This is a genomic window from Paenibacillus sp. FSL R5-0749, assembly GCF_038595085.1.
GTDB lineage: Bacteria > Bacillota > Bacilli > Paenibacillales > Paenibacillaceae > Paenibacillus.
Genome location: NZ_CP152005.1, coordinates 4036155 through 4059785, shown reverse-complemented (window position 1 = coordinate 4059785; position 23631 = coordinate 4036155). Strand labels below are relative to the sequence as shown.

Below are 23631 nucleotides of genomic sequence, written 5' to 3'. Positions count from 1 at the left end.
GATTATTATTAAATAAATTATTAAAATAAGTGTTGCAAATGTAGTTCAGATGTACTATGATGGGTTCATGAAGTAAGCGCATACATTAATCGGGTTGTAACTGTTCAATCAGGCAATTCCGATCATCCTCCATTAAGAGGGTATAGGGTGTAACTTACTTTCGTTGTTAAATTAATTAAATACCAATGTGTACAGCCTTACAGGGTTGCAACCGTTAAGGGCAAAACCTGAATTGCTGAATAACACGACTGATTTCCGGACGATCCGGTATGTTGTGTATGTTCAGTGGTTCAGGTTTTATTTGTTTCAAAAGTCATGGGAGTCTACTTAGAGAGGGAGAATTACAATGAGCAACTACGATCAATTAGCTAAGGACATTCTATCAGGTGTAGGTGGTCGCGAGAATGTAAACAGTGTATTCCATTGCGTAACAAGACTGCGGTTTAAGTTGAAAAATGAAAGCGTAGCCAAAACGGAAGAACTTAAAAATCTGCCAGGTGTTATTACCGTCATGCAGAGTGGTGGACAGTATCAAGTTGTTATCGGCAACGAAGTGCCGGATGTATATAAAGCCGTTGTTAAAGCGGGGAATTTCCCAACCGAAGGTCAGTTTGAAGAGGAAGCTGATAACTCAGGCAAGAAAGTTGGATTGTTCAGTCGATTTATCGATATGATCTCTGGAGTGTTTACACCACTACTCGGTCTGCTGGCGGCAACAGGTATGATCAAAGGTTTTACAGCCATGTTTCTATCATTTGGGTGGATCACAGACACGTCAGGTACGTACCAGCTGTTGAATGCAACGGGTGACTGTCTGTTCTACTTCTTCCCGATCTTCCTTGGTTATACGGCAATCAAGAAATTTGGCGGTTCACCGTTCCTGGGTATGGCGATAGGTGCTTCGTTAGTCTATCCTACGCTATCCGGTTTGACTGCTGGAGATCCATTGTACACCCTGTTTACAGGTACGTTAATCGAATCGCCGATTCACATTACGTTCCTGGGTATTCCGGTTATTCTGATGAGCTATTCCACATCGGTTATTCCAATCATTATTGCTACGTTCTTCGCTGTTAAGATTGAAAGATTCTTCAAAAATATTATTCCTAAAGTCGTAAGCACGTTCCTTGTTCCATTCTTTACTTTACTTGTTATCGTTCCAGCAACGTTCATTCTTATTGGTCCAGTATCCACATGGGCAGGTCAGTTGATTGGTGCGGGAGCAACAGGTATCTACGAATTAAGCCCAGTTATTACAGGTTTGGTTATTGGTGGATTGTGGCAAGTGTTTGTATTGTTTGGTCTTCACTGGGGACTTGTTCCTGTCATGCTTCTTAACTTGAGTACATCTGGTGCTGACCCAATAATTGCCATGTCATTCGCAGCTTCCTTTGCACAGATTGGTGCTGTACTTGCAGTGATGTTTAAAACAAAGAATAAGAAATTGAAATCTTTAGGTATTCCTGCATTCATATCGGGTATCTTCGGTGTAACTGAGCCAGCCATCTACGGTCTGACACTTCCACTGAAAAAACCGTTTATCATGAGCTGTATTGCAGGTGGTATCGGTGGCGGTATTTTGGGATTAGCTGGTTCGAAATTATACATCTTTGGTGGACTGGGAGTATTCGGGTTCCCAAGTTTCATTAACAAAGCAACAGGCGTTGATTCCGGATTCTATATGGCTCTGGTTGCATGTGGTATCGCGTTTATCCTTGGTTTCATTCTGACGTACGTGGTTGGATTCCAAGACAAAGTAGAAGCTAAACCAGCTGCAGCACCTGTACTTGATCCAAATCCGAACAGCAGATACGAAATCGTAAGCCCAATGGCTGGTGAAGTCGTTGCACTGAAAGATATTAATGACATAACATTTGCAGGAGAGCACATGGGTAAAGGGATTGCAATTCGTCCAACCAGCGGCAGAGTGGTATCTCCGATCACAGGTGTCGTTCAAACCGTATATCGTACCAAACATGCGATTGGTCTTGTAAGCGATGATGGGGTAGAGATGCTGATCCATATCGGACAGGATACGGTCAAGCTGAAAGGTGAACATTTTACAACCCATGTGAAAGATGGAGACCGTGTTAACGCAGGTGATCTAATTGTTGAGTTTGACCTGCAAGCGATTAAGGATGCAGGATATGAGACGGTTACACCTATTATTGTCACGAATACTTCCAATTATCTGGACGTTGTAGGAACAAAAGATGCATCCGTTCATGAGAAAGATAAATTGATCACGGTATTAAGCTAATTGAAATTACAGATGTTTTAGGAGGAAGTCTTCAATGAATGATAAACTTACAGCCTTCCCGGAGAATTTTCTCTGGGGAGGAGCAACCGCAGCGAATCAATTGGAAGGTGCCTATCTGGAAGGTGGCAAAGGTTTAACAACGGTAGATCTGATTCCGATTGGTGCCAATCGATGGAATATTGCTCTGGGCAACCTGGATTCATATGAGCCAAAAGCAGGGGAATTCTATCCTTCACATGAAGCCATTGATTTCTATCATCGATATAAGGAAGATATTGCGTTATTTGCAGAAATGGGATTCAAGTGCCTGAGGCTCTCCGTAGCCTGGGCACGGATTTTCCCTAATGGGGATGAAACGGAGCCAAATGAAGCCGGTTTGCAATTTTATGATGATGTCTTTGATGAGTTATTAAAAAACAACATTGAACCTGTTGTGACGATCTGTCACTTCGATGTACCTGTGCATCTGGTCGAGACTTACGGCGGGTGGAAGAATCGCAAAATGATCGGTTTCTTTGAGAAATATGCGACGACGTTGTTCAATCGATACAAGCATAAAGTGAAGTATTGGATGACGTTTAATGAAATCAATATGTTGCTGCATCTCCCTTACATTGGAGCGGGTATTGTTCTGCAGGAGGGTGAAGACAAAGATCAGGTTCTGTATCAGGCAGCACATCATGAATTGGTAGCCAGTGCACTTGCTGTGAAGGCTTGTCATGAGATTATTCCGGGTGCACAGATTGGGTGTATGCTAGCGGCGGGCATGGTCTATCCATATAGCTCCAACCCGGATGACGTATGGAAGGCTATGGAGAAAGACCGCGAGTCGTTCTTCTTCATCGACGTGCAGTCGAAAGGAGCATACCCGGGTTATACGAAAAGATTTTTCAGGGAAAATGACATTCGGATTGACATGCAACCGGAAGATGCGGATATTTTGATGCAGAACACGGTTGATTATATCGGTTTTAGCTACTATGCAAGCCGCTGTACAAGTACGGACCCTGAAATTTTGAAAGACTCGACGGAAGGTAATGTATTTGGTTCTGTGAAGAATCCGTATCTGAAAGCATCCGAATGGGGATGGACGATTGATCCTAAGGGGCTTCGAATTACGTGTAATCAGCTGTACGACCGCTATGGCAAACCTTTATTTATCGTAGAAAATGGACTTGGGGCAACCGATGTATTGCTAGACAATGACTCCGTTGAAGATGACTATCGCATCGAATATTTGAATAGTCATTTTGCCGAGATGGCTGAAGCGATCCAAGACGGTGTAGAGCTCATAGGTTACACAAGCTGGGGACCGATTGACCTGGTCAGTGCGGGTACCGGAGAAATGAAGAAACGGTATGGTTATATCTATGTAGACAGAAATAATGATGGCACGGGCACACTTCGCAGAGTGAAAAAGAAAAGTTTTCACTGGTACAAAGATGTCATTGCGAGTAATGGCGCACAATACTTCTGATAGGTGTTCGACGCTATAGAATAAACAAAGAGCAGTCTCGTTATAACGGGATTGCTCTTTGTTTATAAGGGGATGAATTTGACTCGATGTGTAGATATTGGATATAATCATTGAGTGAAAAAAATCTTGTCATTTCAGAAGGGGGAGTATCCAATCATGAAGAAAAAATCACTTGCGTTTATATCTTCGGGATATGGTTACTCTACTGCTGTCTTTTTCTAGAATCTAATCCAAGGGAGAGGTCTGCCCAAAATCGGAAGAAAACTAGAAAATAACGCAGAAAAATCTTAAGAATGACGAGGTAATCCAAATGAAAATCGACAAAATCACCAGAAAAAATCCAGCGAATATGCCAGCTCCTGTAGGACAATACACGCATATTACAAGAATTCCGAGGAACGCAGAGCTATTCGTAACTTCGGGTCAAATTGGAGCAGATGCAAGCGGACTTTTTCCGGACAGTCTAAATGAGCAAGTTACTAATACATTTAATAATATCAAAACAGTGCTCGAATCGGAGTGTTTAGAGGCTGAACATATTATCAAAGTGAACGTATGGGCAACCGAGAAAATCGATTGGAATTATTTATATGCCGAATGGGGACAATTATTTAATACGAATTATCCTGCAATGACGATTGGATATATTACGGAGTTAGGTCTGCCAGAGATTAAAATTGAAATAGAGCTTTGGGCGGCAAAAGTTTAACAACGAATACTTTTTAAGTAAAAGAAGGAGCATCTTATATACAGATGCCCCTTCTTTTTTTATACATGAAAATAGATGATATGCCCTTTGTGCAATCTTGAGCGATAGTCATTATTATGGCACCTGTAAGCTCTGGTAGGCATTGAGGCGTCCATACGTCCAGTAGATTCCAGAGCCCGATACTGGATCAGAAGCGAAACACAGCGCATCCCGAATCTGGGCATTGGTTTTCCCGCGTGCAGCAAGAAGTGCAGCTACTCCGGCCACATGTGGGGCTGCCATGGATGTCCCGCTCAGGTAGGCATAGGAACCACCCAGATAGGTGGATAGGATGGTATCTCCTGGTGCAGCCATATCGACCCACGAACCATAGTTGGAGAAATTGGATTTGAGATCGGAAGGATTGGTTGAAGCGACAGCAATGACGTTGGGATACGATGCGGGTACGATCGGGAATGTAGTGTTGTCGTTGCCGGCTGCAGCAATAATTACGGCTCCACGATCCCAGGCATACTGCACAGCAGCTTGGAGGAATGCGTCTCCCATCGGACCACCAAGGCTCAGGTTAACCACCTGTACACCGTTATTGGCAGCATAGACAAGACCGTTACCGACATTACCGACCGTTCCTTGCCCGTTGTTATCCAGGACCCTGAGGGGAACGATGGATGCAAGTGGTGCAGCGCCTGCGATTCCCACACCATTGTTGGTAACAGAAGCAGCGATCCCTGCTACATGGGTACCATGTCCGTTCCCGTCTTCAGGGATATTATCATAATCAACATAATCGTAACCGGGGATGAGCTTGGAAGCCAATTCTGGGTGGTTTAGCTGTACACCAGTGTCGATAATGGCGATTTTAACAGAGCTGTTACTTTGAGTGATATCCCATGCAGCGGGTGCATTGATTTTGGACAGATTATACTGGTAAGGGAAGAAAGGGTCGTTAGGGGTGAAGGAAGCCTCAACAAGGTAATTTGGCTCTGCATGTTCAATCAACTCATGATCTTTGTAATGTTTCAGGATCCGGTGCATTTTTTTGCGGGATTCCACACGGTACCAACCCAAATCCTCGTATGTTTCCGCGACTTTACATCTCCCTTTTTTGTGGAGGGTGTGCATCTCATCTGGTGTTGTACCTTCCTTGAATTTGACTAAGAGCTGCTTGGGAGCATGGGGGTGAAACTTGCTCTCGGCACGTTGGTCCAGAAAACGAAACACGAACACGATTATTGCTAGCGAAATGAAACCAAAAACACCTAACCATAACCACATGAGCGTTTCTCCCTCCAACATGGATTGTGACACGCCTTATCGTATGCGAACTCTATCAGACTGTGAGGGCATGTTTTTAATTTGGTTAGTAGTGTAGATAGATTGATAGGGAGGGACAAATTCGGTAAGATGAGATGAAGAGAGTCGATCTGACATGGCATGAAGAAGGATCAAGGAAATGCCTAGAGATCGCTCCCAATATAGAGGAGAAGGAATGTGGATCTTTTGACACAACTTCAGAGTATACCGACAGTAACACCAGTTCAGGCACACCAGATTCATGATGCCATTGATTTTGCCATGCGTGTACGTAGAGAAGTGTTTCCCATGATGGATCACACGAGGTTACCTGTGGATTTCGAGCAGTTCACTGAACATTATCTGGTATCCAATGAATCGATTTTTCTTGTTGCAATGATGGGGGATGCGGGCATCGTCGGAACGATTGGAATATTACCATATGATGGACGTATTCAGGCCGTAGACGGTCGATATGCAGCCCAATCTGCAGCCGAAATTGTGAAATGTTATGTAGATCCTGCGTATCGCAGATATGGCATTGGGTCCATGCTGGTAAAAGAACTGGAGAATGTGGTGAAGGATATGCACTATACTACACTCTACTTGCATACACATCGCTTCTTGCCAGGAGCCGTAGATTTCTGGAAACGTCAAGGGTTTACGGTTATTGCTGAGGAAAATGATGACTGGCAAACTGTACATATGGACAAGTCGGGATGAAGGTAATCATAACTCAATGACATTACAATGGTATTGGAGGAGATCTATCCATGTATTCAAGTCTGATTGAGAAATTGGAACATACCGAGGCTATACGCTGGTTCCCGAACCATCAAGTTCAAGAGAGCTGGATTGTTGAAGTTGAACAAGAGTTGGGCTTTTCGTTACCCCCATCCTATCGCTGGTGGCTTCTGAATTATGGTCAAGCGCTGTTAAGCGGAACAGAAATTCTGACGATTACGTCTTCGGAACACCGAGAGTATACCGATGCTGACATTTTGTATAGATACCGACTTGCCGATGAAGACGCAAAGAAGGAAGGGAAGCTGGAGCTGTTTGTACCGGACGAGGATGAATATTACTACTTTGATACGCAGACGGCTGATCACCTTGGGGAGTATAAAGTGATGCGTTTGGATTACTTTAATGGGGAACCGGAGGTATACGCGGATTCTTTTGCCGGATTTTTGGAGAAGTTGATCGATCAGCGAACACCACGAAATAGGTAATTTTATATCAGGAAAATGCCTGTCGGCACTCGCTAGGTTAGACATAGACAACATTACATGACAGGGGCATAAGCAGATGCAAGAAATGAAGCGGAAAATTGTATTTATTGATATTGATGGCACATTGGTAGATGATGACGGAAACATTCCGTTGTCAGCGCAGAAGGCTTGCAAACAGGCCAGAGAAAATGGACATCTGCTCTATTTATGTACAGGCCGGTCCAAGGCGGAAATCTATGATTCCATCTGGGATGTAGGGTTCGATGGCCTGATTGGTGCAGGTGGAGGTTATGTGGAGTTTGGCAAAGATGTGTTGTATCACAAAAGGGTTACAGCGGAAGATGTTCGTCATATGGTCGATTTCTTCAATGAACACGGCATTGACTTCTACCTTGAATCTAATTCGGCATTGTATGCGAGTAGTAATCTGCAACCTCACTTAGAACGCCGTATCTATGGTGATGTGGAGAATGATCCTGTAGCCAGAGAGAAGAAGGAATTGAAGCCACACCCGTTTATTGCCGGATTGACGTATGGAGAGAGCGACCTGTACAAGGATGACGTGAACAAAGTATGTTTCCTGGAGAGCGCAGTGATCCCGTTTGAGCGAATCAAGTAGGAGTTCGAAGGCAAATTTGAAGTCATTCAGTGCACGGTGCCGATCTTTGGTGAAGGAAGTGGTGAGCTGATGATCCCTGGCATTCACAAAGCTATTGCAATCGCCGATCTGCTGAAGCATCTGGACATGTCGCAGGAGGATACATTCGCCATCGGTGATGGCATGAATGATGCCGAGATGCTGGAGTTTTGTAACGTCGGCATTGCCATGGGCAATGCTAAGCCAGGTCTGAAAGCCATTGCAGACGATATTACTGGCACAGTTGAGGAAGATGGATTGTATCATAGTTTTGTGAAGTATGGATTGATTGAGGGGTAAGTAGACTTGTTATGTATGTAAATTGAAATGAGACAGGCAACATGATCATTGCTCCCGAATGAGTTTAACATATCAACTAAAACGAATGAAGTCTGCTTACATATAAGTAGAGTGGTGTGGCTTACTCAACATTTGAATCCTACTGACCGATATAAAGTAAGTACGCCCATATATAAGATAGAGAAAGGAGTGAAGATCATGGATATTGCAGCATTATCAATGGCAATGAGCCAAGCTTCAGTCGTACAGTCGGCAAGCTTGCAAGTGATGTCAATTACAAAAGACATGGCACAGCAGCAAGGCCAGCAGATGACGGAGATGTTGAAGTCTGTGCCTGCTCCTCATCCCAATCTGGGTGGAAGTCTCGATCTTTCGGTTTAATTGATATTACAGCATGTGTTTTAATGTAACACTCATTGCAGCAAGCAAAACCCGACCCGCTCCAATTCGAAAGAATGGAAGCGGGTCGGGTTGTTTTTTTATAGATATGTTTACGCGTTTACTTCCAGACTTACTTCTGCTCAGCGTAGCTTCGCCAGGCTTGGCAATCTGCCTTCAAAGGGCAGTGCATCCTTCAACGTCCATAACTCATCGTAACTGGAAATCTGAAGATCGGCTTTGGATAAGTCCTGGTTGCCTGATCCCGGATTGTGATAACCGATGCAGCGCATGCCTGCACTTTTGGCTGCCTGAACACCATTACGAGAGTCCTCAATCACCAGACAATTGGACGGCGATGCGCCAATCATTTCAGCTGTGGTTAGGAAAATATCCGGTGCCGGCTTGCCGTTCTTGACTTCCTCTCCGGTCATTCGTACCTCAAAGTACCGCCCAAGTCCGGTCTTGTTCATGATCAAATCAATCAGTGCACGTGGAGAGGAAGAAGCAACGGCTATGGGAATGTGTTGCTCGTGCAGCCAGCTTAACCAACGTTCCACGGAAGGCATTGCCGTCAAGTTGGAATGAGCCAGCATGGTTTGCATCACATTATGCTGATGATAAGCCAATACTTCATCTAACGTAGCTGTCAGTTGATGTTTGTCCAATACTTGCTGCCACATGGACTCCAGCGTAACTCCAACATAAGTATGGTGTTCTTCTTCGGTCATCACTGCGCCAAAATGGGCAAAAGAGCTGCGCTCAATCTCGAAATATATCGGTTCGCTGTCAATCAGTACACCATCCATATCAAAGATGACTGCTTGAATGATGTTATCATCGGCCGCTCCCAGTCCGCCAAACTCTTGGTTTGCTACCATGTTGTATTCCTCCTCCAGGATTGTGTAAACATATATCTCTAATCTACTCTATTTTATCATGGTTAACTTAGCGTTTTAGAAACGGGAACCGCTGGATTGCAGTACAACTTTGATTGCATGTGAAGAGGCTTGAAGTGTGCGCCCCTGGATATCGCAGCCAAGTGTGCGGAATGCTTCTTCGTAATCCTCCAACGGGAAGGAGTGGGTAATGATTTTTTTAGCCGGAATGATCTCTTGTTCGATCATGTAATGTGCTGTTGCGAATGTGCCCAGAGAATCGATGGAGCCAATAATTTTCAGACTGCGGTCCACGACTTCTTTTGGATTAAAGGACGTATTTCCATCTCTCAGACCTACCAGCATCAGATAACCGCCACTGGCGAGCTGGGAGAGTACTTGTGTACCTACGACACCTGTAGTATCCACAATCATATCAACCTGATGGGTTACAGGTGACAGCGATTCTATTGCATTTTCGAAGGATGAATGAACCTGCCAGCGATCTGGTGCAATGGAACCGGCAATCGCCAAGCGTTCCTCCGAGATGTCGACCAGACAGCCAGTAACACCTTTGGAAGCGAGCGCGTAGCTGTACAGAATGCCAATCGGGCCTGCGCCGAGGATGATCGTTCTGAAATTCGGCAGTAGATGGATCTGATTAATCCCCGTTAGCATACAACTGAGCGGTTCCGTCAACGTCGCTTCCTCATAGCTCACATGATCCTTTAATTTGTACAAAAAGCGATCTTCGGTCACATAATAATCCGTAAATGTCCCGTCAGCACTTACACCTGTCTCCGTAACAGACTTATGTGTACAATGATTTTGTCTGCCTGTTCTGCACATGTCACATTGTCCGCAATAGTAGGTAGGGTCGATCACAACACGGTCGCCCGGTTGTAATGTCGTTACCGCAGAGCCAACATCGATGACTTCCCCGGCAGACTCATGACCGAGAATGACGGAAGGGACCGCTTGATATTTGCCGCTGACAATACCGAGATCGGTACCGCACACGCCTGTCGCCCGAATACGAACCAACACCTGATTATCTCTTGTAATTTCCGGGACGGGCCGTTCCTCAAGTGCAACATCCCAGGCTGATTTATATACCAATGCAAGCATGATATAACCTCCTTGTAATTATATAAAATATAAATATAGCGTTTGATCTTAAAGCAGTTTCTGACAAGATACGAAAGTAGTGAAGGGGACGAAATCGATTCTGGAGAAGCGAAGCGTTCGCCTTTATCACCGGATTTTTCCCTTGGGAAAGGAAAATCAAGAAAATCCGTGGATAACAGCGATCATAAGAACGATTCGTAACCGAAACGACCACTTCGAACAGTTGCATTGAAATGTTTTAATGAACGCTGGCAAGCACCGAATCCAGCCGCTCCACAATCTCTACCAGTTCGTCTTCGGTTGTGGTAAGAGAAGGCCGGACCTTAACCACGTTACCGAAGCCATATCTTGAACTTCTCAAGATCAGATGCTCATCTGTAAAAGCGCGATCAACAATGGCATTGGTTTTAAGTGTATCCGGTTCATTACCGTCACCCACGATCTCCAGCCCCCACATTAACCCGACACCACGAGCTTCCCCGATACTTGGGTATTTCATAGCCAATTCATGCAGCAATTCACCCAAAATTTCACCTTTCCGTTTCACGGCATCGAGAAATCCGGGTTCAGATACCACCTCCAGGGTGGATTTGGCAGCGGTTACGGAAATCAGATTGCTTCCAGAGGTGAAGGAGTGTTCGTGCTTTTCGAGCACATTTAATCGGGATTGCATTAATACAGCAGCAACAGGTACGCCGATTCCGCCAAGACCTTTGGCAAGGGTAATCATGTCAGGCTGGATATCAAACAGCTCGCTGGCAAACATGGTTCCCGTACGACCGATGCCGGTCTGTACTTCGTCCGCAATGAGAAGCATGTTGTACTCATCACACAGTTTACGCAGTCGTTTGAAATATCCGGCAGGAGGAATGATATTGCCACCATTCCCCAGAATGGGTTCAATGATCATGCAGGCGACTGAGCCGGAACTTGCATATTCAATCGCATCAGAGATAGCTTCAACGCATTGATAGGCGCAGTCTCCGTTTGAGGATTTGAATGGGCAGCGATAACAGTATGGGGCAGGTACATGAACAGCGTTAGCCGCTGCTGAATTGGGGAACCGTTTCCGTCTAAAGGCATTTCCCGAGATTCCGGTGGCAAATTGGGTCTGTCCATGATGGGATAGATACAGGCTGATGATGTCTGTCGATTCGGTATACTTCTGTGCAATTTTTGTTGCACATTCGTTTGCAGTTGAACCGGTAATATCCCGCATCCATCCGGCATTAATGTCGTTTGGAGCATATTCGATTAAGTGATCAAGTACTTCATTTACGTATGGTTCAGTGAAGGAGGAAGACATATGCGTCAGATTGCCGACTTGTTCCTGAATTTTGCTGACTACATGTGGGTGATTATAGCCCAGTGACAGATTGAACGTACCTGATACGCCATCGAGGTATTCAACACCTGAATCGTCAATCAACTTAATCCCTTTTCCGGCTACGAAGCGGTTGTTGGTCAAAGTTTGCATACGATTTCCTCCAATATTATGGTGTACTAGCTCGAACGAAGCTCAACAATCCCGGATGATGCGGGCATCACCTCCCTTAAGAAATGAAGTTTACATTTCCTTACTATGTTGTGCGAGAGCTGCACTTACGGTATTATTCTTAACAGTCCATAGATGAGAGACCATCAATGTGAGAAGAAGGATCAGACAGAATCCGGCCAAAATCCAGATGGTATTCACAATAGGCCAGGCACTCATACTCCATCCAGTCACATACTGCAAGACTGCACCTCCAATACCACCCGATGCGATCAGGATACTGGTTGTGCGTTCGGTCATGCCGGGAATCAGAACATTAGCATAGACGAGTGCGATACAGAACAGCCCTGACATGAACAAACCGGTCCCGAAGATCAGCACGTACGTTGCCCACTGTCCAGTTACAAATACCATAGCCACTGCGAACATAAGCGTGCCGATCGTACTCCAGATCAGGAAAGGCATATAGTTGACCGCTTCCGCTATTTTTCCCGAGAAAAGACGGCCGATGATCATCGCAATCCACAGGATGGAGACACTCAGTGATGCGACAGATTCCTGAAGCTGCAATCGTTCTACGAGAATGGAGGGCAGGAAGTTCATCAGTCCCAGTTCCAGTCCCATGTAGATGAAAAAGAAGATGACGAAGATCGTCAGCAGACCGAGATGTTTTTTTGAATATCTGGCTTTACCTGCGGCATGCGCCACTGTATTCTCACCAGCTTGTTCCAGATATAGTGCGGCTGGCCGGGGCATGGTGATCCACAGCAACATGAGAACCATTGACAACACGGCCACCGCATAAAAAGTGAGATGCCACATGTCTATCCAGATAAATAAAGCAGCGACAGCGGGGATGAGAAGTGCTCCAAGAGCAAAAAAGACATCCAGCTTGGACATGGCGACTGCCTTCTGATTCTCAGTGAATTCGATCGTGAATGCACCTACAGAGGGTTCGATGATACCTGAACCGAAACCTACGATCATTGTGAGAAGGAGAACTACAGCCCAGGATGGCAAAAAACCGAGTAATGTATAGGCGGCTACAATACAGATCAAGGCAAGGGTAAGCATCGCTTTTCTTCCAATCCGGGCTGTCAGGGCAGGAGCTACAAGTACACCGACAAGAAATCCAAGAAACTGCAGAAATAACAAAAATCCGCCATCACTGTAACCGCGCTCATAATATGACAATAAAACAGGGAGAAGTGCACCGAGCACAACGCTGGTTATGCCGATTAACAGATAAAAACCGCAGCTTAGAGCGAATATTCTTTTCAAAAGCCCGCCTCCTAATTGGATGAAAATTTTATATTATGTAATTAATGTTTATTTCATATATAACTTATACCATAATTGCCCAAATGTACATGCTTTTTATTGTAAAATAATGTTAAGTTTTGAACATTCGTGTTACATTTTTTTCTAAAACGATTTCGTGTCGAAAGGATAGATACGATCCAATCAATATGAACTTTTAACAGTGTTGGCATTTGAATTGAACGAGGATTGTAAACTGGGCATATATCAAAAAACGTTCCCTGTCTGAGTAGACGGGAAACGTTCTGATTAGCCGTTCTATATGATGGTATTTGACCTCAACATATCGCCATTAAGCAGTCTGTACAAAGAAAATTGCATCGAATGGTGCGTGAGCAGACGCGAGACCCTTTCGCAAAAATAAATAACCGTTAGCATCCGAAAGACCCAATATATCCTGATAAGGATCAGGAAAATCTCCGGAATATATTTGGCACACGAGTTGATACTCCTCTACCAGATGCTCAATTCCCTTCACACCGTTTGGTAAAGTCGGAGAGAAAAACGAAAATGCAGGGAACTCCTGATCGTCCAACTCCATTTCAATCAAACGTACGCCGCTTAACGGAATGGGTGGAACAGGACATACGGAAGTTAGCGGATGCGAAGACACCGAGACATAAGTGTATCCTGCGAGAATATTTTCGTTCCATTCCAGCTCATCTCCCGCATAGGTTACCTGGTCCAGAAAGTATTCGGAGGCGGAATAGGTGGAGAAGACCGAGATATATTTATCTTGTGGTAAAGAAGGGATATGGATCTGCTGTGAAAGTGTATGGCAATGGATGGAGAACAGATGCATTAAAGGCTGCCCCTCAGGGTTGACCGGCCAGTCTGCAACGTATGCGATTTCTCCACCAATCCATATGCCAGAGTCTAGGTTTAGATCATCGGGAACAATTGTAAGTCGAGTAACTTTGTTCATGGATACTCTCCTTCCAGAGTGTATTTTGACTTTTCTATGAACCGTTGTATGTGTTCTCATACAACCATTCATTGCTTCGTATCAGTATAAATGAGATGATGGGGAATGAGAATCAGTACAAGGTACTAACTCTTGCATGAAGAAAGAACGGACCATTTAATTCAATGAACCATCAGATCTATTACAGATGAGAAGCGGTGACACATGTTAATTAACAAATACATAAGTGAAACGGGATTCTGCTCCCGCAGGGAAACGAACCGATTAATTGCAGCCGGACGCATAACGATCAATGGCAGGGTATGTGAAAAAGGGGCGAATGTTGAACCTGACGATGTGGTACTCATTGATGGCAAGGAGATTCCTCGTAATGACAGCGAACCTGTCTACATTGCTCTGAATAAACCGATCGGTATTGTCTGCACAGCAGCAGAACATGTGGAGGGCAACATCATTCAATATATGAATTATCCTTCTCGCATATTTGCAATAGGCAGGCTGGATAAGGCATCTGAGGGGTTGATTTTGCTTACGAATGATGGAGGCATTGTGAACAAGATGATGCGTTCGGAGCATAATCATGATAAGGAATATGTAGTGACTGTAGACAAACCTATAACAGATGAATTTGTAAAGTCCATGTCTGAAGGTGTTGAAATACTGAACGTGGTGACCAAACCTTGCGAAGTGAATAGGCAAAGTGAACATGTGTTTCGTATTATTCTGACACAGGGGCTCAATCTGCAGATCCGCAGAATGTGCAAAGCTTTGGGGTACCGAGTATTGAAGCTGGAGCGCATCCGAATTATGAATATTACGCTGGATCAACTGGAGCGGGGGCAATGGCGTCATCTGGAGCAAGAGGAACTTGAGATTCTGCTGTCTCAATTGAATGAGATCAAATGAATGAACTTTGCTGTATGTCAACGGTGGTCAACCAGGAGTTCCAGTTATATCCGTAAAAAATGAAGCAAACACTAACCGCTACGCGGATTAGTGTTTTTGTTGTTAAGCTTGTGTCCTTTGCGCTCTGAAATGTAAGAGCCGAATAGGGTTAAGAACGCCCCAATTACAATCACCCAGGTGATCTGTTCCCGAAGAATGAGTGCAGATGACACGACAGTAATGACAGGTACCAGATAGATATATACACTTGTTTTCATAGCTCCGAGAAGATTCACAGCCTGGTTCCAGGTCACGAAACACAGCGCGGAGGCACCCAGACCGAGGTAAAGTAAATTAGAAAGATTGGTCATACTCGTGAAGCGCCCGAGTTCCAGATGGAATTCAAACAGGAAAAGAGCTGGCAGCATGAAGATCATGCCATAGAAAAATACTTTGCGAGTCGCACCAATCGTGTGAAAGCGAAGCTGGCCAATTTTACGCATTAATACAGAATAAATCGCCCATACCGCAGGTGCTATGAAAGCAAGCAGATCACCTGCCGGATTCAGTTGCAGTGCGAAACTGCCATTCAGTGCGATGAGTAGGATGCCGCTCAAGGCAATCCCAAATCCGATAAGAAAGCGGCGTGTTAACTTCTCACCATCCAGGAAGAAATGTGCGAGTACGGCAGTGAAGAACGGGGCAATGGAGACAATAACTCCCACGTTGGAAGCGGTTGTGTACAGCAGCGCAATATTTTCAATGAGAAAATATAGAGTCACTCCACATATTCCTGCTCCGATAAACAAGCATTCTTCTCTGAATGAGGCGGTCCGCAGTGAACGCGGATAGATCAGTACGAGTACCACATACCCGAACAGGAAGCGAAAAAACAAAATTTCCACTGGAGTGAAGTCAATCAGCAGAACCTTCGTCGAGACAAAGGTAGTGCCCCAGATCAATATGGTAAACAAAGCGAGTAAATGCCCAGTAGAGACCGTGGTGTTCTGATGACTCGTCATACGATGTGCTGGGTAGTTCGTTTCGGCTCGGTATCATGATTGAAGATACGTCGGTATTGCTTGGGCGTCAGGCCAATCAGTTTTTTGAAAAAATTCGTGAAGTGGCTCTGGTCGCTAAATCCTGTCTGTGCAGCAACTTCAATCGGAAGCTGGCCCTGTTCCAGGAACCGTTTAGCATGATTAATACGAATGGTTTCCAGATAGCGGTAAGGGGATATCCCTTTCTGACGAGTGAACAAACGCAGCAGGTGATATTTGCTCATCTCCGTCAAGTCGGCTAACTCGTTTAATGAGATGCTCTCCATGTAATGAGATTCGATGTACTCACATATACGTCTGATCTCCATAGTAACATCCTGAGTGGAAACAGGCGGTTCAGCATCTGAATATTCTCGCATCAATTGATCCAGCAGAAAGAGTAACAATTCTTCTTTGCAGAAATCCGATTGCTCCTCCAAAATCATCTGATGCAGCTCGTGCAGGGAACCCACAAGTTCACTTTGGTAGAGAACGGGGGTTGTAAACCGTGGCAAGTAAGCTTGTCCGGTAATCTCTCTCGCATACTCTCGCATCACCTCAGGCTGGACGTTGATACAGCGATAATCGAGTGTTCTGCCATCGACCTGTTCGCAGGCATGAGGATCATGTGGATTAAAGACAATCATGTCTCCGCTATTCAAAATGTATTCTTCACTGTTGCAGACGAGGTGACGCTTGCCTTGCTCAATAAAACCAATGACGTAATAGTCATGAAAGTGATTGGGAAACTTCTGCATAATGCCTTCAAACTGATAGGCTTCTAGCTGTAAGTCGGTATCAAATACCACAGTCCGGACTTCCCGAGTCATGATGCACCTTCTTTCTGTATGTTAAGGTCATTATAGGTTGCAAAGAAGGAATTTTCTTGAACGATATTGCTATGTGCTCCAAGTGTTTGATTGTACAGTTATCTCCAAAAACAAAATACCCGCAATCCCGGAGGGAAAGCGAGCCCTTTGCATATTATAGTGGATACATGAGATCAAACCTATAGATATGAGGAAAAACAGGGAAAGAAAAAGGGTTCTTTTCTTACTGTAAAGTCGCCAGCACTTCAGGTGTAAAACCTTGAATCTCTGATATGCGGCCTTCGCGTACTTTGGCGGCCCATGCTGGGTCACCCAGCAACGCACGTCCAACAGCCACCAGATCAAATTCTTGTTGATCGAATCGCTTCATAAGTTCGCCCATATCTGGATGCTCAACTTTAGTTCCTCCTGTGTCAGACTCATCCGGCATCCCTACAGAACCGACCGTTATCGTGGTTTGGCCACTTAGCTTCCGCACCCACCCTGCAAATCCAAGATCAGATCCTTCAAACTCGGGTTCCCAGAAGCGTCGTGTGGAGCAGTGGAAGATATCTACACCTGCGTCAACCAGCAAACCAAGGAATTGTTCCAGTTGTTCCGGTGTGTCGAACAGTCTGGCTTGATAATCATTCATTTTCCATTGGGAAATCCGCATTGCAATAGGAAAATCAGGACCTACCGCAGCACGAACTGCCATTACAAGTTCAATCGCAAATTGAGTTCGTTTCCGAAGGTCACCACCGTAGCGGTCGGTCCTTCTATTCGTCGTTTTCCAGAAAAACTGATCGATCAGAAAACCGTGTGCACCGTGAAGCTCAATTCCGTCAAAACCGATGCGTTGAGCATTAACTGCTGCATCAGCATAAGCTTGAATCACCATTGCAATCTCTGCCTCCGTCATGGGCGCACCTACTTGATTACCCTCCATATCCATTCCCGATGGACTAAGTGATGCAGCTTCCGGGTGTGGGTCAGATCCTGAAGGACGAACGATTCCCATGTGTAAAATCTGAGGGAAGATTTTGCCGCCAGCATCATGAACTTGTTTGACCACTTCAGACCAGCCTTGAAGAGCTGCTGCTCCGTACATATGAGGGATTCTAGGCTCACTTGATGCAGACGGATGATCAATGGTCGCACCTTCGGTAATAATGAGTCCAACACCATGCTCGGCACGGCGACGATAATATGCGGCTACATCGGGGCCCGGGACACCATCCGGGGAGAAGGCTCGAGCCATGGGAGACATGACGATGCGCGAGGACAAGGTTAGCTTGGCAACGGTGTATGGTTGAAACAAACGCTCTGTAGAAATAATGTTATATTGTGGATTACTCAACATATGCACCTCCATAATGTTGTACCTCTCAGTGGGTACGAGTGCAATGTTAGCAATCCCTACAAGCTTACTCAACCAACAGTTTGATTGTTTTGTTGCTTAAGCGAAAGACACGGATTATTGTATGGCGTCTTTGCACTTGCTTTCACTTGTTGAACCAATAGCACTTATCTATAATAAAGGAGTCTCGCCAAATATGTTATGCACAAAGGAGGACTGGGACTTGTCTGGTGTATTGTCTCCAAACTCGAACGATCCGCGTGTAGTTCGCACTCGGCAATTAATTCTTGATGCGTTTCTGCACCAGTTGAATCTTAAAAATTTCAACAGCATTACGATTCAGAATATTACGGAACAAGCCACAATTAACAGAGCCACTTTTTACGCTCATTTTCAGGATAAATATGCATTGCTTGAAGCCTTGTTATCGGATGCTTTTATGGAATATGTAACGAAAAGGGTGAACCCGGATGCCCGGTTATCAGCGGAAACCATAGAGCAACTTATATTTTCATTATGTGATTATCACGTCTCAAGCAATGACTGCATCAAGAAATATGAGACGGTTGCACCGATAATTGAAGAAAACATTAAGACACAGCTGGAGCTATTCTTGCTTGAATTAATGAGCAGAGCGGCGAAGGATGTAGATCCCAAAACGCTGAAAATAACTGCAACGATGCTAAGCTGGTCGATCTATGGAATGACGTATCGATGGAATATGGATGGAAGAGAGGAATCTCCCACTGACTTGGCCCAGCGAGTTGTCCCTTATATGATGGGCGGATTGGAATTGTTGAATTAACTTCATGAATTAACTTCATTTAACGAAATCGCTTTACTATTCGAATGGACGAAGGAGAAGTGACAAGATGATTGAACATTTGGTTGTTTTCAAATTTAACGATAAAACCACGCTAGCCAAACAGCAGGAATGGGTGGCTCAATTGCTCGCATTACAGGAACTAATCCCGGGAATTGCCGCGCTGACCGCAGGAATTAATGCAACGGAAGAAACGGACCGTATTCAAGGTTATACGATTGGGTTGAGAGTGACGTTTGAAGATCAGGACGCACTGCGTGCCTATGGTCCACATCCTGCTCATCAGGCATTTGTAGCCTCTCTCGATGGTTGGGTAGAAGATGTCATTGTAGTTGATTATGCGATATAAAGGCGCGAAATTAGAGGTTTAACGAATATAGGAGTTGAAGATTCCCATGTGTTTAATTTTATTTGCTTACAACATGCATCCAAAGTATTCACTTATACTGGGATCAAATAGAGATGAATTCTATCACAGACCTACTGCTCAGGCACACTATTGGGAAGACCATCCTCATATATTGGCTGGCCGGGATTTGTCCAAAATGGGAACCTGGATGGGCGTAACAACAGCTGGACGTCTGGCTGCTGTTACGAATTATCGTGATCCGAATGAAGAGGTACATGCCAAGGGCTCAAGAGGAGATCTGGTTGCTGACTTTTTAAAGGGAACGTCCACACCTGAGCAATATATACAACAAGCAGAGCACAGTCGCAATGATTATCCTGGCTACAACCTGTTAGTGGGGGATCGCGATGGCCTCTATTATTATTCGAATGTAGGCAATGTCGTGATGAAATTGAAACCGGGAATATACGGGATTAGTAATCACTTGATCAATACAGATTGGCCCAAGGTGAAACGTGGGAAAGAAGGGCTGGAGAGAATCATTCAAGGGGAGAACCTGGACGAGGATACTCTCACTGAACAAATATTAAATCTGCTACAAATTGCAGATCCTTCTGTGGACGAACTTCTGCCTCATACAGGCGTTCCATTGGAGTGGGAACGTTTGTTATCACCCATCTTCGTCAGAAGTGAGAAATTTGACTATGGGACGAGGGCATCATCCGTTGTTCTGATGAACAGAGAAGAAGTGTTTTTTACAGAGAGGGTTCACCAAAACGGTGAGATAATGGAGCAACGTTTTAACATCAAGCTTCTCAACTGACAAGTTGAGAATATGAAACAAGTGATGTTGAGAAATACGCATTAACATGCAACACTGAAGTTAAATTCCACATTTATGTCTCTTTTTTTCGAGTGTCAAAGAGGGCTATCCAACCTTATGTGTCAACTAATATAACGCGACATAATCGGTATGAGAGTACCTTTTGTATAACACGCCCAATTTTAGTTGGGCTCTTTATCTCTGATCACAATTCTATGTTACGAATCACGGAACTTCCCTGAATAGTTTATATAATGTGAATCAACATAACATGATTTTTGCAGCGGTTCGGTTGATTCTAATTTCAGGGGGGCAACGTGGGATGAAAGAAACCAAAAAGATGAGAGTTTTTTCACTGGGGATTCAGCACGTACTCGCAATGTATGCGGGAGCAATTCTGGTACCTTTGCTTGTGGGCAGAGCGCTAAATCTGACAGCAGAGCAGTTGGCGTATCTGGTATCCATTGACCTGTTAACGTGTGGGATTGCAACATGGCTTCAGGCTCGGAAAGGCAAGTACTTGGGGATTGGTTTGCCAGCGGTGCTCGGAAGTTCCTTTGTCGCGGTGACACCGATGATTGCGATTGGATCGCAATACGGCATTCCTGCCATATATGGGTCGATCATTGCAGCGGGTTTATTTATCGTCATCTTCGCCGTGTTCTTCAGCAAAATCGCCAAATTGTTTCCACCAGTGGTGATCGGTACAGTGGTAACCATCATCGGTCTTGCGTTAATCCCAACCGGTATTAAAAACATGGCGGGTGGAGCAAACAGCGAGAATTTTGGAAGTTTGGACAATTTGGCTCTTTCATTTGGTGTTTTACTTTTCATTCTGATTCTGAATCGATATGCTCGCGGTTTTGTTAAATCCCTGGCTGTTCTCCTTGGTATTATCGCGGGGACCCTCATTGCAGCTTTCATGGGAAAAGTGAATTTTGCCGCTGTACAGGAAGCCTCCTGGTTCCATTTACCTCAACCCTTTTACTTCGGATGGCCTACCTTCGAAATTGGTCCCATTATTACAATGATTATTGTAGGTACGGTTGTCATCATTGAATCAACAGGTGTTTTTATGGCTTTGAGCAAAATCTGTGATCAACCTATTAACGAGAAAGATCTGGCACGGGGATATCGCGCAGAAGGTTTCGCGTTTGTCCTGGGCGGCATATTTAATGCTTTTCCTTACAATACCTTTGCACAGAATGTTGGTTTGGTTCAGCTCTCGAAGGTGAAAACGACCAATGTCGTGATTGCAGCCGGAGGTATTCTGGTCTTTCTGGGACTGATTCCGAAGGTAGCTGCTTTTGCAACCATTATTCCAAGTGCTGTCCTCGGAGGAGCGACGGTGGTTCTGTTCGGAATGGTCGTCTCATCCGGGATCAAAATGCTGCAAAACGTCGACTTCAGCAAACAATCCAATCTATTGATCGTGGCTTGCTCCGTCTCACTTGGGCTTGGTGTTACTGCTGTACCCGATCTATTCGCCGAGCTTCCTCAAAGTATTCGGATTATTGTTAGTGATGGTATTATCACGGGAAGCCTGTCAGCGATCCTGCTCAATGTCTTCTTTAACCTCGGTTTCAAAAAAGAAAGCTTGCCTGTACAACCCGTACAGGCTCAGGAAGCACACACGTAATCCTTGCCATAACAGACTTGTCATCGGGTATACGTACTAGATCCAAGAAGGATCTTCTGGGAAGTGGATTGAAAGGGAAAGATTCCACTTACCCAAGGAACTTCTTGGATTTTTTTGTGCGAAACCAACGATATGGTGGTTCCCTTTTCAAAGTGACTATTCATGAGGAATGCAAAAGGAATGCAAATATGCTAAAGTTTCATCAAGAACATTTTATATGTTCGTTTAAGTCAACATCCTCTTGAATTGAATTTCCATGCGACTACATAAATGAGCATTGGTTCACAAGGCAAGAATATAACCTGGGGATGATCCCTTGGTACAGAAAAGGAGTTGTGATCACCATGCAAGAAGAAACGTTGAACAAAGGATGGAATTTGGACAACAGTTATGCGCAGTTACCACAACCTTTTTTTACAAGTCAGAGCGCAGTGCCTGTTGAATCACCAAAGCTGATCATATTCAATAGACTGCTTGCCTCCAGTTTGGGACTGGATGTGGAGTCACTAGACAGTGATGAAGGAGCGCAAATTTTTGCAGGTAACCTGGTTCCGGAAGGAGCTGAACCTTTAGCGCAGGCGTACGCAGGACATCAATTCGGCAATTTTAACATGCTTGGTGATGGAAGGGCTTTGCTGCTGGGAGAACAGATTACGCCACAGGGCGAGCGAGTGGATATCCAGCTGAAAGGTTCAGGAAGAACACCCTACTCCCGTGGAGGGGATGGACGAGCTGCTGTTGGACCCATGTTGCGTGAATATATCATTAGCGAAGCGATGCATGCACTGGGTATTCCAACGACTCGCAGTTTGGCCGTGGTGGCAACAGGAGAAAACATTATTCGCGAAACAGAGCGGCCTGGGGCTATTTTGACTCGTGTGGCTTCCAGTCACATCCGAGTAGCAACCTTCCAGTACGCAGCCAGATGGGGTTCTATTGAAGATCTTCGGGCATTGGCTGATTACACGTTGCATCGACATTTTCCTGAGGTTGCTCAAGCCGAAAATCGTTATCTTCTGCTCCTTCAGGAAGTGATTAAGCGGCAGGCGGCTCTCATTGCCCAGTGGCAGCGAGTTGGTTTTATTCATGGCGTGATGAATACGGATAACATGGCTATTAGTGGTGAGACCATTGATTATGGTCCATGTGCTTTTATGGATGCTTACAATCCTTCAACCGTATTTAGCTCCATTGACAGACAAGGTCGCTATGCTTATGGCAATCAACCGTATATTGCCGGGTGGAATTTGGCTCGATTTGCCGAGACGCTTCTGCCGCTGTTGCACGAAGATGAAGAGCAGGCGGTGCAACTCGCGCAAGATGCCATCGCACAATTTTCAGAATTGTATCATCATCATTGGCTCAAAGGGATGCGTTCCAAACTGGGCTTGTTGGATGAAGAGGCAGAAGATGAAGCCTTGGTCAAGGATCTTCTTGAACTCATGGAGAAGCATAGTGCAGATTACACGAATACGTTCCTGGCTTTGACTTTTGATACTTTGGAAGGAACAGCCTGGTTTGGCACGTCAGAATTTGCTGAATGGCATGAGCGTTGGCAAGCCAGATTGGACAGACAGCAAGGTGGGAAGGAAGTCTCTACGCAGTTGATGAGAACGAGCAATCCAGCGGTCATTCCCCGTAATCATCGGGTCGAGGAAGCCCTTGAGCGAGCGGAGAATCATGGGGATCTTAGCGTGATGGAGAAGCTTTTGGCTGTCCTTTCAGATCCGTTCGCACATTCACCTGAACAGGCTGAGTATGCTGAACTACCTGCACAATGCGATACTTCGTACCAGACTTTTTGTGGGACCTGATTGAACAGTAAGGAAGAAGAGGCTGCCTTTGGCAGCTTTTTCATTTTTTTATTAAAA

The 23631-nt window shown here is 44.9% G+C and carries 21 protein-coding genes and 1 pseudogene; 13 read left to right on the top strand and 9 right to left on the bottom strand.

The features are described from left to right. Positions 1–346 precede the first annotated feature (346 nt). The 3 genes from MKY85_RS17980 (at position 347) to MKY85_RS17970 (ending at position 4446) form a co-directional block, all read left to right on the top strand. Entirely contained in the window at positions 347–2260 is a 1914-nt protein-coding gene (locus MKY85_RS17980) for a beta-glucoside-specific PTS transporter subunit IIABC (RefSeq protein ID WP_342570433.1), read from the top strand. A 34-nt stretch (positions 2261–2294) separates the two neighbouring features. Continuing rightward, positions 2295–3737, top strand: coding sequence for a 6-phospho-beta-glucosidase (locus MKY85_RS17975; RefSeq protein WP_342570432.1), 1443 nt, complete (start codon positions 2295–2297; stop codon positions 3735–3737). Between the two features lie 310 nt (positions 3738–4047). Further along, on the top strand, positions 4048–4446 hold the full coding sequence (locus tag MKY85_RS17970) for a RidA family protein (RefSeq protein WP_342570431.1): 399 nt from the start codon (positions 4048–4050) through the stop codon (positions 4444–4446). A gap of 114 nt (positions 4447–4560) precedes the next feature. Here the strand turns inward: MKY85_RS17970 and MKY85_RS17965 are convergent, their stop codons facing one another. Continuing rightward, positions 4561–5721, bottom strand: a complete 1161-nt coding sequence (locus MKY85_RS17965; RefSeq protein WP_342570430.1) for a S8 family peptidase — start codon at positions 5719–5721, stop codon at positions 4561–4563. Between the two features lie 216 nt (positions 5722–5937). Between MKY85_RS17965 and MKY85_RS17960 the strand changes: the two genes are divergently transcribed. From MKY85_RS17960 to MKY85_RS17945, 4 genes and pseudogenes are all read left to right on the top strand, one after another. After that, entirely contained in the window at positions 5938–6462 is a 525-nt protein-coding gene (locus MKY85_RS17960) for a GNAT family N-acetyltransferase (protein ID WP_342570429.1), read from the top strand. Between the two features lie 50 nt (positions 6463–6512). After that, entirely contained in the window at positions 6513–6971 is a 459-nt protein-coding gene (locus tag MKY85_RS17955; RefSeq protein WP_249912364.1) for an SMI1/KNR4 family protein, read from the top strand. A gap of 76 nt (positions 6972–7047) precedes the next feature. Further along, positions 7048–7908, top strand: a pseudogene (locus MKY85_RS17950) (Cof-type HAD-IIB family hydrolase). Positions 7909–8106: 198 nt separating this feature from the next. Continuing rightward, on the top strand, positions 8107–8289 hold the full coding sequence (locus tag MKY85_RS17945; protein ID WP_105599263.1) for a YjfB family protein: 183 nt from the start codon (positions 8107–8109) through the stop codon (positions 8287–8289). Positions 8290–8429: 140 nt separating this feature from the next. Here the strand turns inward: MKY85_RS17945 and MKY85_RS17940 are convergent, their stop codons facing one another. The 5 genes from MKY85_RS17940 to MKY85_RS17920 all read right to left on the bottom strand — a co-directional run bounded on the left by MKY85_RS17940 (position 8430) and on the right by MKY85_RS17920 (position 14032). Then, positions 8430–9167, bottom strand: coding sequence for an HAD family hydrolase (locus tag MKY85_RS17940; RefSeq protein WP_342570428.1), 738 nt, complete (start codon positions 9165–9167; stop codon positions 8430–8432). A 75-nt stretch (positions 9168–9242) separates the two neighbouring features. Further along, positions 9243–10292: an alcohol dehydrogenase catalytic domain-containing protein gene (locus MKY85_RS17935; RefSeq protein WP_342570427.1), complete on the bottom strand. Its 1050-nt coding sequence runs from the start codon at positions 10290–10292 to the stop codon at positions 9243–9245. A gap of 238 nt (positions 10293–10530) precedes the next feature. Beyond that, positions 10531–11769, bottom strand: a complete 1239-nt coding sequence (locus MKY85_RS17930) for an aspartate aminotransferase family protein (RefSeq protein WP_342570426.1) — start codon at positions 11767–11769, stop codon at positions 10531–10533. A 90-nt stretch (positions 11770–11859) separates the two neighbouring features. Further along, positions 11860–13068: an MFS transporter gene (locus MKY85_RS17925; RefSeq protein ID WP_342570425.1), complete on the bottom strand. Its 1209-nt coding sequence runs from the start codon at positions 13066–13068 to the stop codon at positions 11860–11862. A gap of 331 nt (positions 13069–13399) precedes the next feature. Beyond that, positions 13400–14032, bottom strand: coding sequence for a DUF1963 domain-containing protein (locus MKY85_RS17920; protein WP_342570424.1), 633 nt, complete (start codon positions 14030–14032; stop codon positions 13400–13402). 204 nt (positions 14033–14236) lie between these two features. Between MKY85_RS17920 and MKY85_RS17915 the strand changes: the two genes are divergently transcribed. Further along, a complete protein-coding gene (locus MKY85_RS17915; RefSeq protein WP_339234728.1) occupies positions 14237–14938 on the top strand; it encodes a pseudouridine synthase in 702 nt (233 codons plus the stop codon). Between the two features lie 71 nt (positions 14939–15009). Here the strand turns inward: MKY85_RS17915 and MKY85_RS17910 are convergent, their stop codons facing one another. From MKY85_RS17910 to MKY85_RS17900, 3 genes are all read right to left on the bottom strand, one after another. Next, positions 15010–15939 carry a DMT family transporter gene (locus MKY85_RS17910; protein WP_342570423.1) on the bottom strand — a complete coding sequence of 310 codons (930 nt, stop codon included), beginning with the start codon at positions 15937–15939 and terminating at the stop codon, positions 15010–15012. Beyond that, positions 15936–16787 carry an AraC family transcriptional regulator gene (locus MKY85_RS17905; RefSeq protein WP_342570422.1) on the bottom strand — a complete coding sequence of 284 codons (852 nt, stop codon included), beginning with the start codon at positions 16785–16787 and terminating at the stop codon, positions 15936–15938. Before MKY85_RS17905 ends, MKY85_RS17910 begins: the two co-directional genes overlap by 4 nt. Positions 16788–17010: 223 nt before the next feature. Further along, positions 17011–18129 (bottom strand): NADH:flavin oxidoreductase, encoded by a 1119-nt coding sequence (locus tag MKY85_RS17900; RefSeq protein ID WP_342570421.1) that lies wholly within the window; start codon positions 18127–18129, stop codon positions 17011–17013. Between the two features lie 193 nt (positions 18130–18322). Between MKY85_RS17900 and MKY85_RS17895 the strand changes: the two genes are divergently transcribed. From MKY85_RS17895 to MKY85_RS17875, 5 genes are all read left to right on the top strand, one after another. Then, entirely contained in the window at positions 18323–18931 is a 609-nt protein-coding gene (locus MKY85_RS17895; protein ID WP_342570420.1) for a TetR/AcrR family transcriptional regulator, read from the top strand. Between the two features lie 67 nt (positions 18932–18998). After that, positions 18999–19298 (top strand): Dabb family protein, encoded by a 300-nt coding sequence (locus tag MKY85_RS17890; RefSeq protein WP_339234718.1) that lies wholly within the window; start codon positions 18999–19001, stop codon positions 19296–19298. Positions 19299–19344: 46 nt separating this feature from the next. After that, positions 19345–20121 (top strand): NRDE family protein, encoded by a 777-nt coding sequence (locus MKY85_RS17885; RefSeq protein ID WP_342570419.1) that lies wholly within the window; start codon positions 19345–19347, stop codon positions 20119–20121. A 322-nt stretch (positions 20122–20443) separates the two neighbouring features. Continuing rightward, positions 20444–21760, top strand: a complete 1317-nt coding sequence (locus MKY85_RS17880) for a nucleobase:cation symporter-2 family protein (RefSeq protein WP_342570418.1) — start codon at positions 20444–20446, stop codon at positions 21758–21760. Positions 21761–22104: 344 nt separating this feature from the next. Continuing rightward, positions 22105–23574: a YdiU family protein gene (locus MKY85_RS17875; protein WP_342570417.1), complete on the top strand. Its 1470-nt coding sequence runs from the start codon at positions 22105–22107 to the stop codon at positions 23572–23574. The last annotated feature ends 57 nt before the right edge of the window (positions 23575–23631 follow it).

Excerpts from the sequence above, each read along its gene's own strand:
- MKY85_RS17915 (WP_339234728.1), top strand. The coding sequence starts at position 14,237 with ATGTTAATTAACAAATACATAAGTGAAACGGGATTCTGCTCCCGCAGG.
- MKY85_RS17890 (WP_339234718.1), top strand. The coding sequence starts at position 18,999 with ATGATTGAACATTTGGTTGTTTTCAAATTTAACGATAAAACCACGCTA.
- MKY85_RS17955 (WP_249912364.1), top strand. The coding sequence starts at position 6,513 with ATGTATTCAAGTCTGATTGAGAAATTGGAACATACCGAGGCTATACGC.
- MKY85_RS17875 (WP_342570417.1), top strand. The coding sequence starts at position 22,105 with ATGCAAGAAGAAACGTTGAACAAAGGATGGAATTTGGACAACAGTTAT.
- MKY85_RS17885 (WP_342570419.1), top strand. The coding sequence starts at position 19,345 with ATGTGTTTAATTTTATTTGCTTACAACATGCATCCAAAGTATTCACTT.
- MKY85_RS17970 (WP_342570431.1), top strand. The coding sequence starts at position 4,048 with ATGAAAATCGACAAAATCACCAGAAAAAATCCAGCGAATATGCCAGCT.
- MKY85_RS17930 (WP_342570426.1), bottom strand. The coding sequence starts at position 11,769 with ATGCAAACTTTGACCAACAACCGCTTCGTAGCCGGAAAAGGGATTAAG.
- MKY85_RS17900 (WP_342570421.1), bottom strand. The coding sequence starts at position 18,129 with ATGTTGAGTAATCCACAATATAACATTATTTCTACAGAGCGTTTGTTT.
- MKY85_RS17910 (WP_342570423.1), bottom strand. The coding sequence starts at position 15,939 with ATGACGAGTCATCAGAACACCACGGTCTCTACTGGGCATTTACTCGCT.
- MKY85_RS17975 (WP_342570432.1), top strand. The coding sequence starts at position 2,295 with ATGAATGATAAACTTACAGCCTTCCCGGAGAATTTTCTCTGGGGAGGA.
- MKY85_RS17895 (WP_342570420.1), top strand. The coding sequence starts at position 18,323 with ATGTTATGCACAAAGGAGGACTGGGACTTGTCTGGTGTATTGTCTCCA.
- MKY85_RS17935 (WP_342570427.1), bottom strand. The coding sequence starts at position 10,292 with ATGCTTGCATTGGTATATAAATCAGCCTGGGATGTTGCACTTGAGGAA.
- MKY85_RS17940 (WP_342570428.1), bottom strand. The coding sequence starts at position 9,167 with ATGGTAGCAAACCAAGAGTTTGGCGGACTGGGAGCGGCCGATGATAAC.
- MKY85_RS17945 (WP_105599263.1), top strand. The coding sequence starts at position 8,107 with ATGGATATTGCAGCATTATCAATGGCAATGAGCCAAGCTTCAGTCGTA.
- MKY85_RS17880 (WP_342570418.1), top strand. The coding sequence starts at position 20,444 with ATGAAAGAAACCAAAAAGATGAGAGTTTTTTCACTGGGGATTCAGCAC.
- MKY85_RS17920 (WP_342570424.1), bottom strand. The coding sequence starts at position 14,032 with ATGAACAAAGTTACTCGACTTACAATTGTTCCCGATGATCTAAACCTA.
- MKY85_RS17980 (WP_342570433.1), top strand. The coding sequence starts at position 347 with ATGAGCAACTACGATCAATTAGCTAAGGACATTCTATCAGGTGTAGGT.
- MKY85_RS17965 (WP_342570430.1), bottom strand. The coding sequence starts at position 5,721 with ATGTGGTTATGGTTAGGTGTTTTTGGTTTCATTTCGCTAGCAATAATC.
- MKY85_RS17905 (WP_342570422.1), bottom strand. The coding sequence starts at position 16,787 with ATGACTCGGGAAGTCCGGACTGTGGTATTTGATACCGACTTACAGCTA.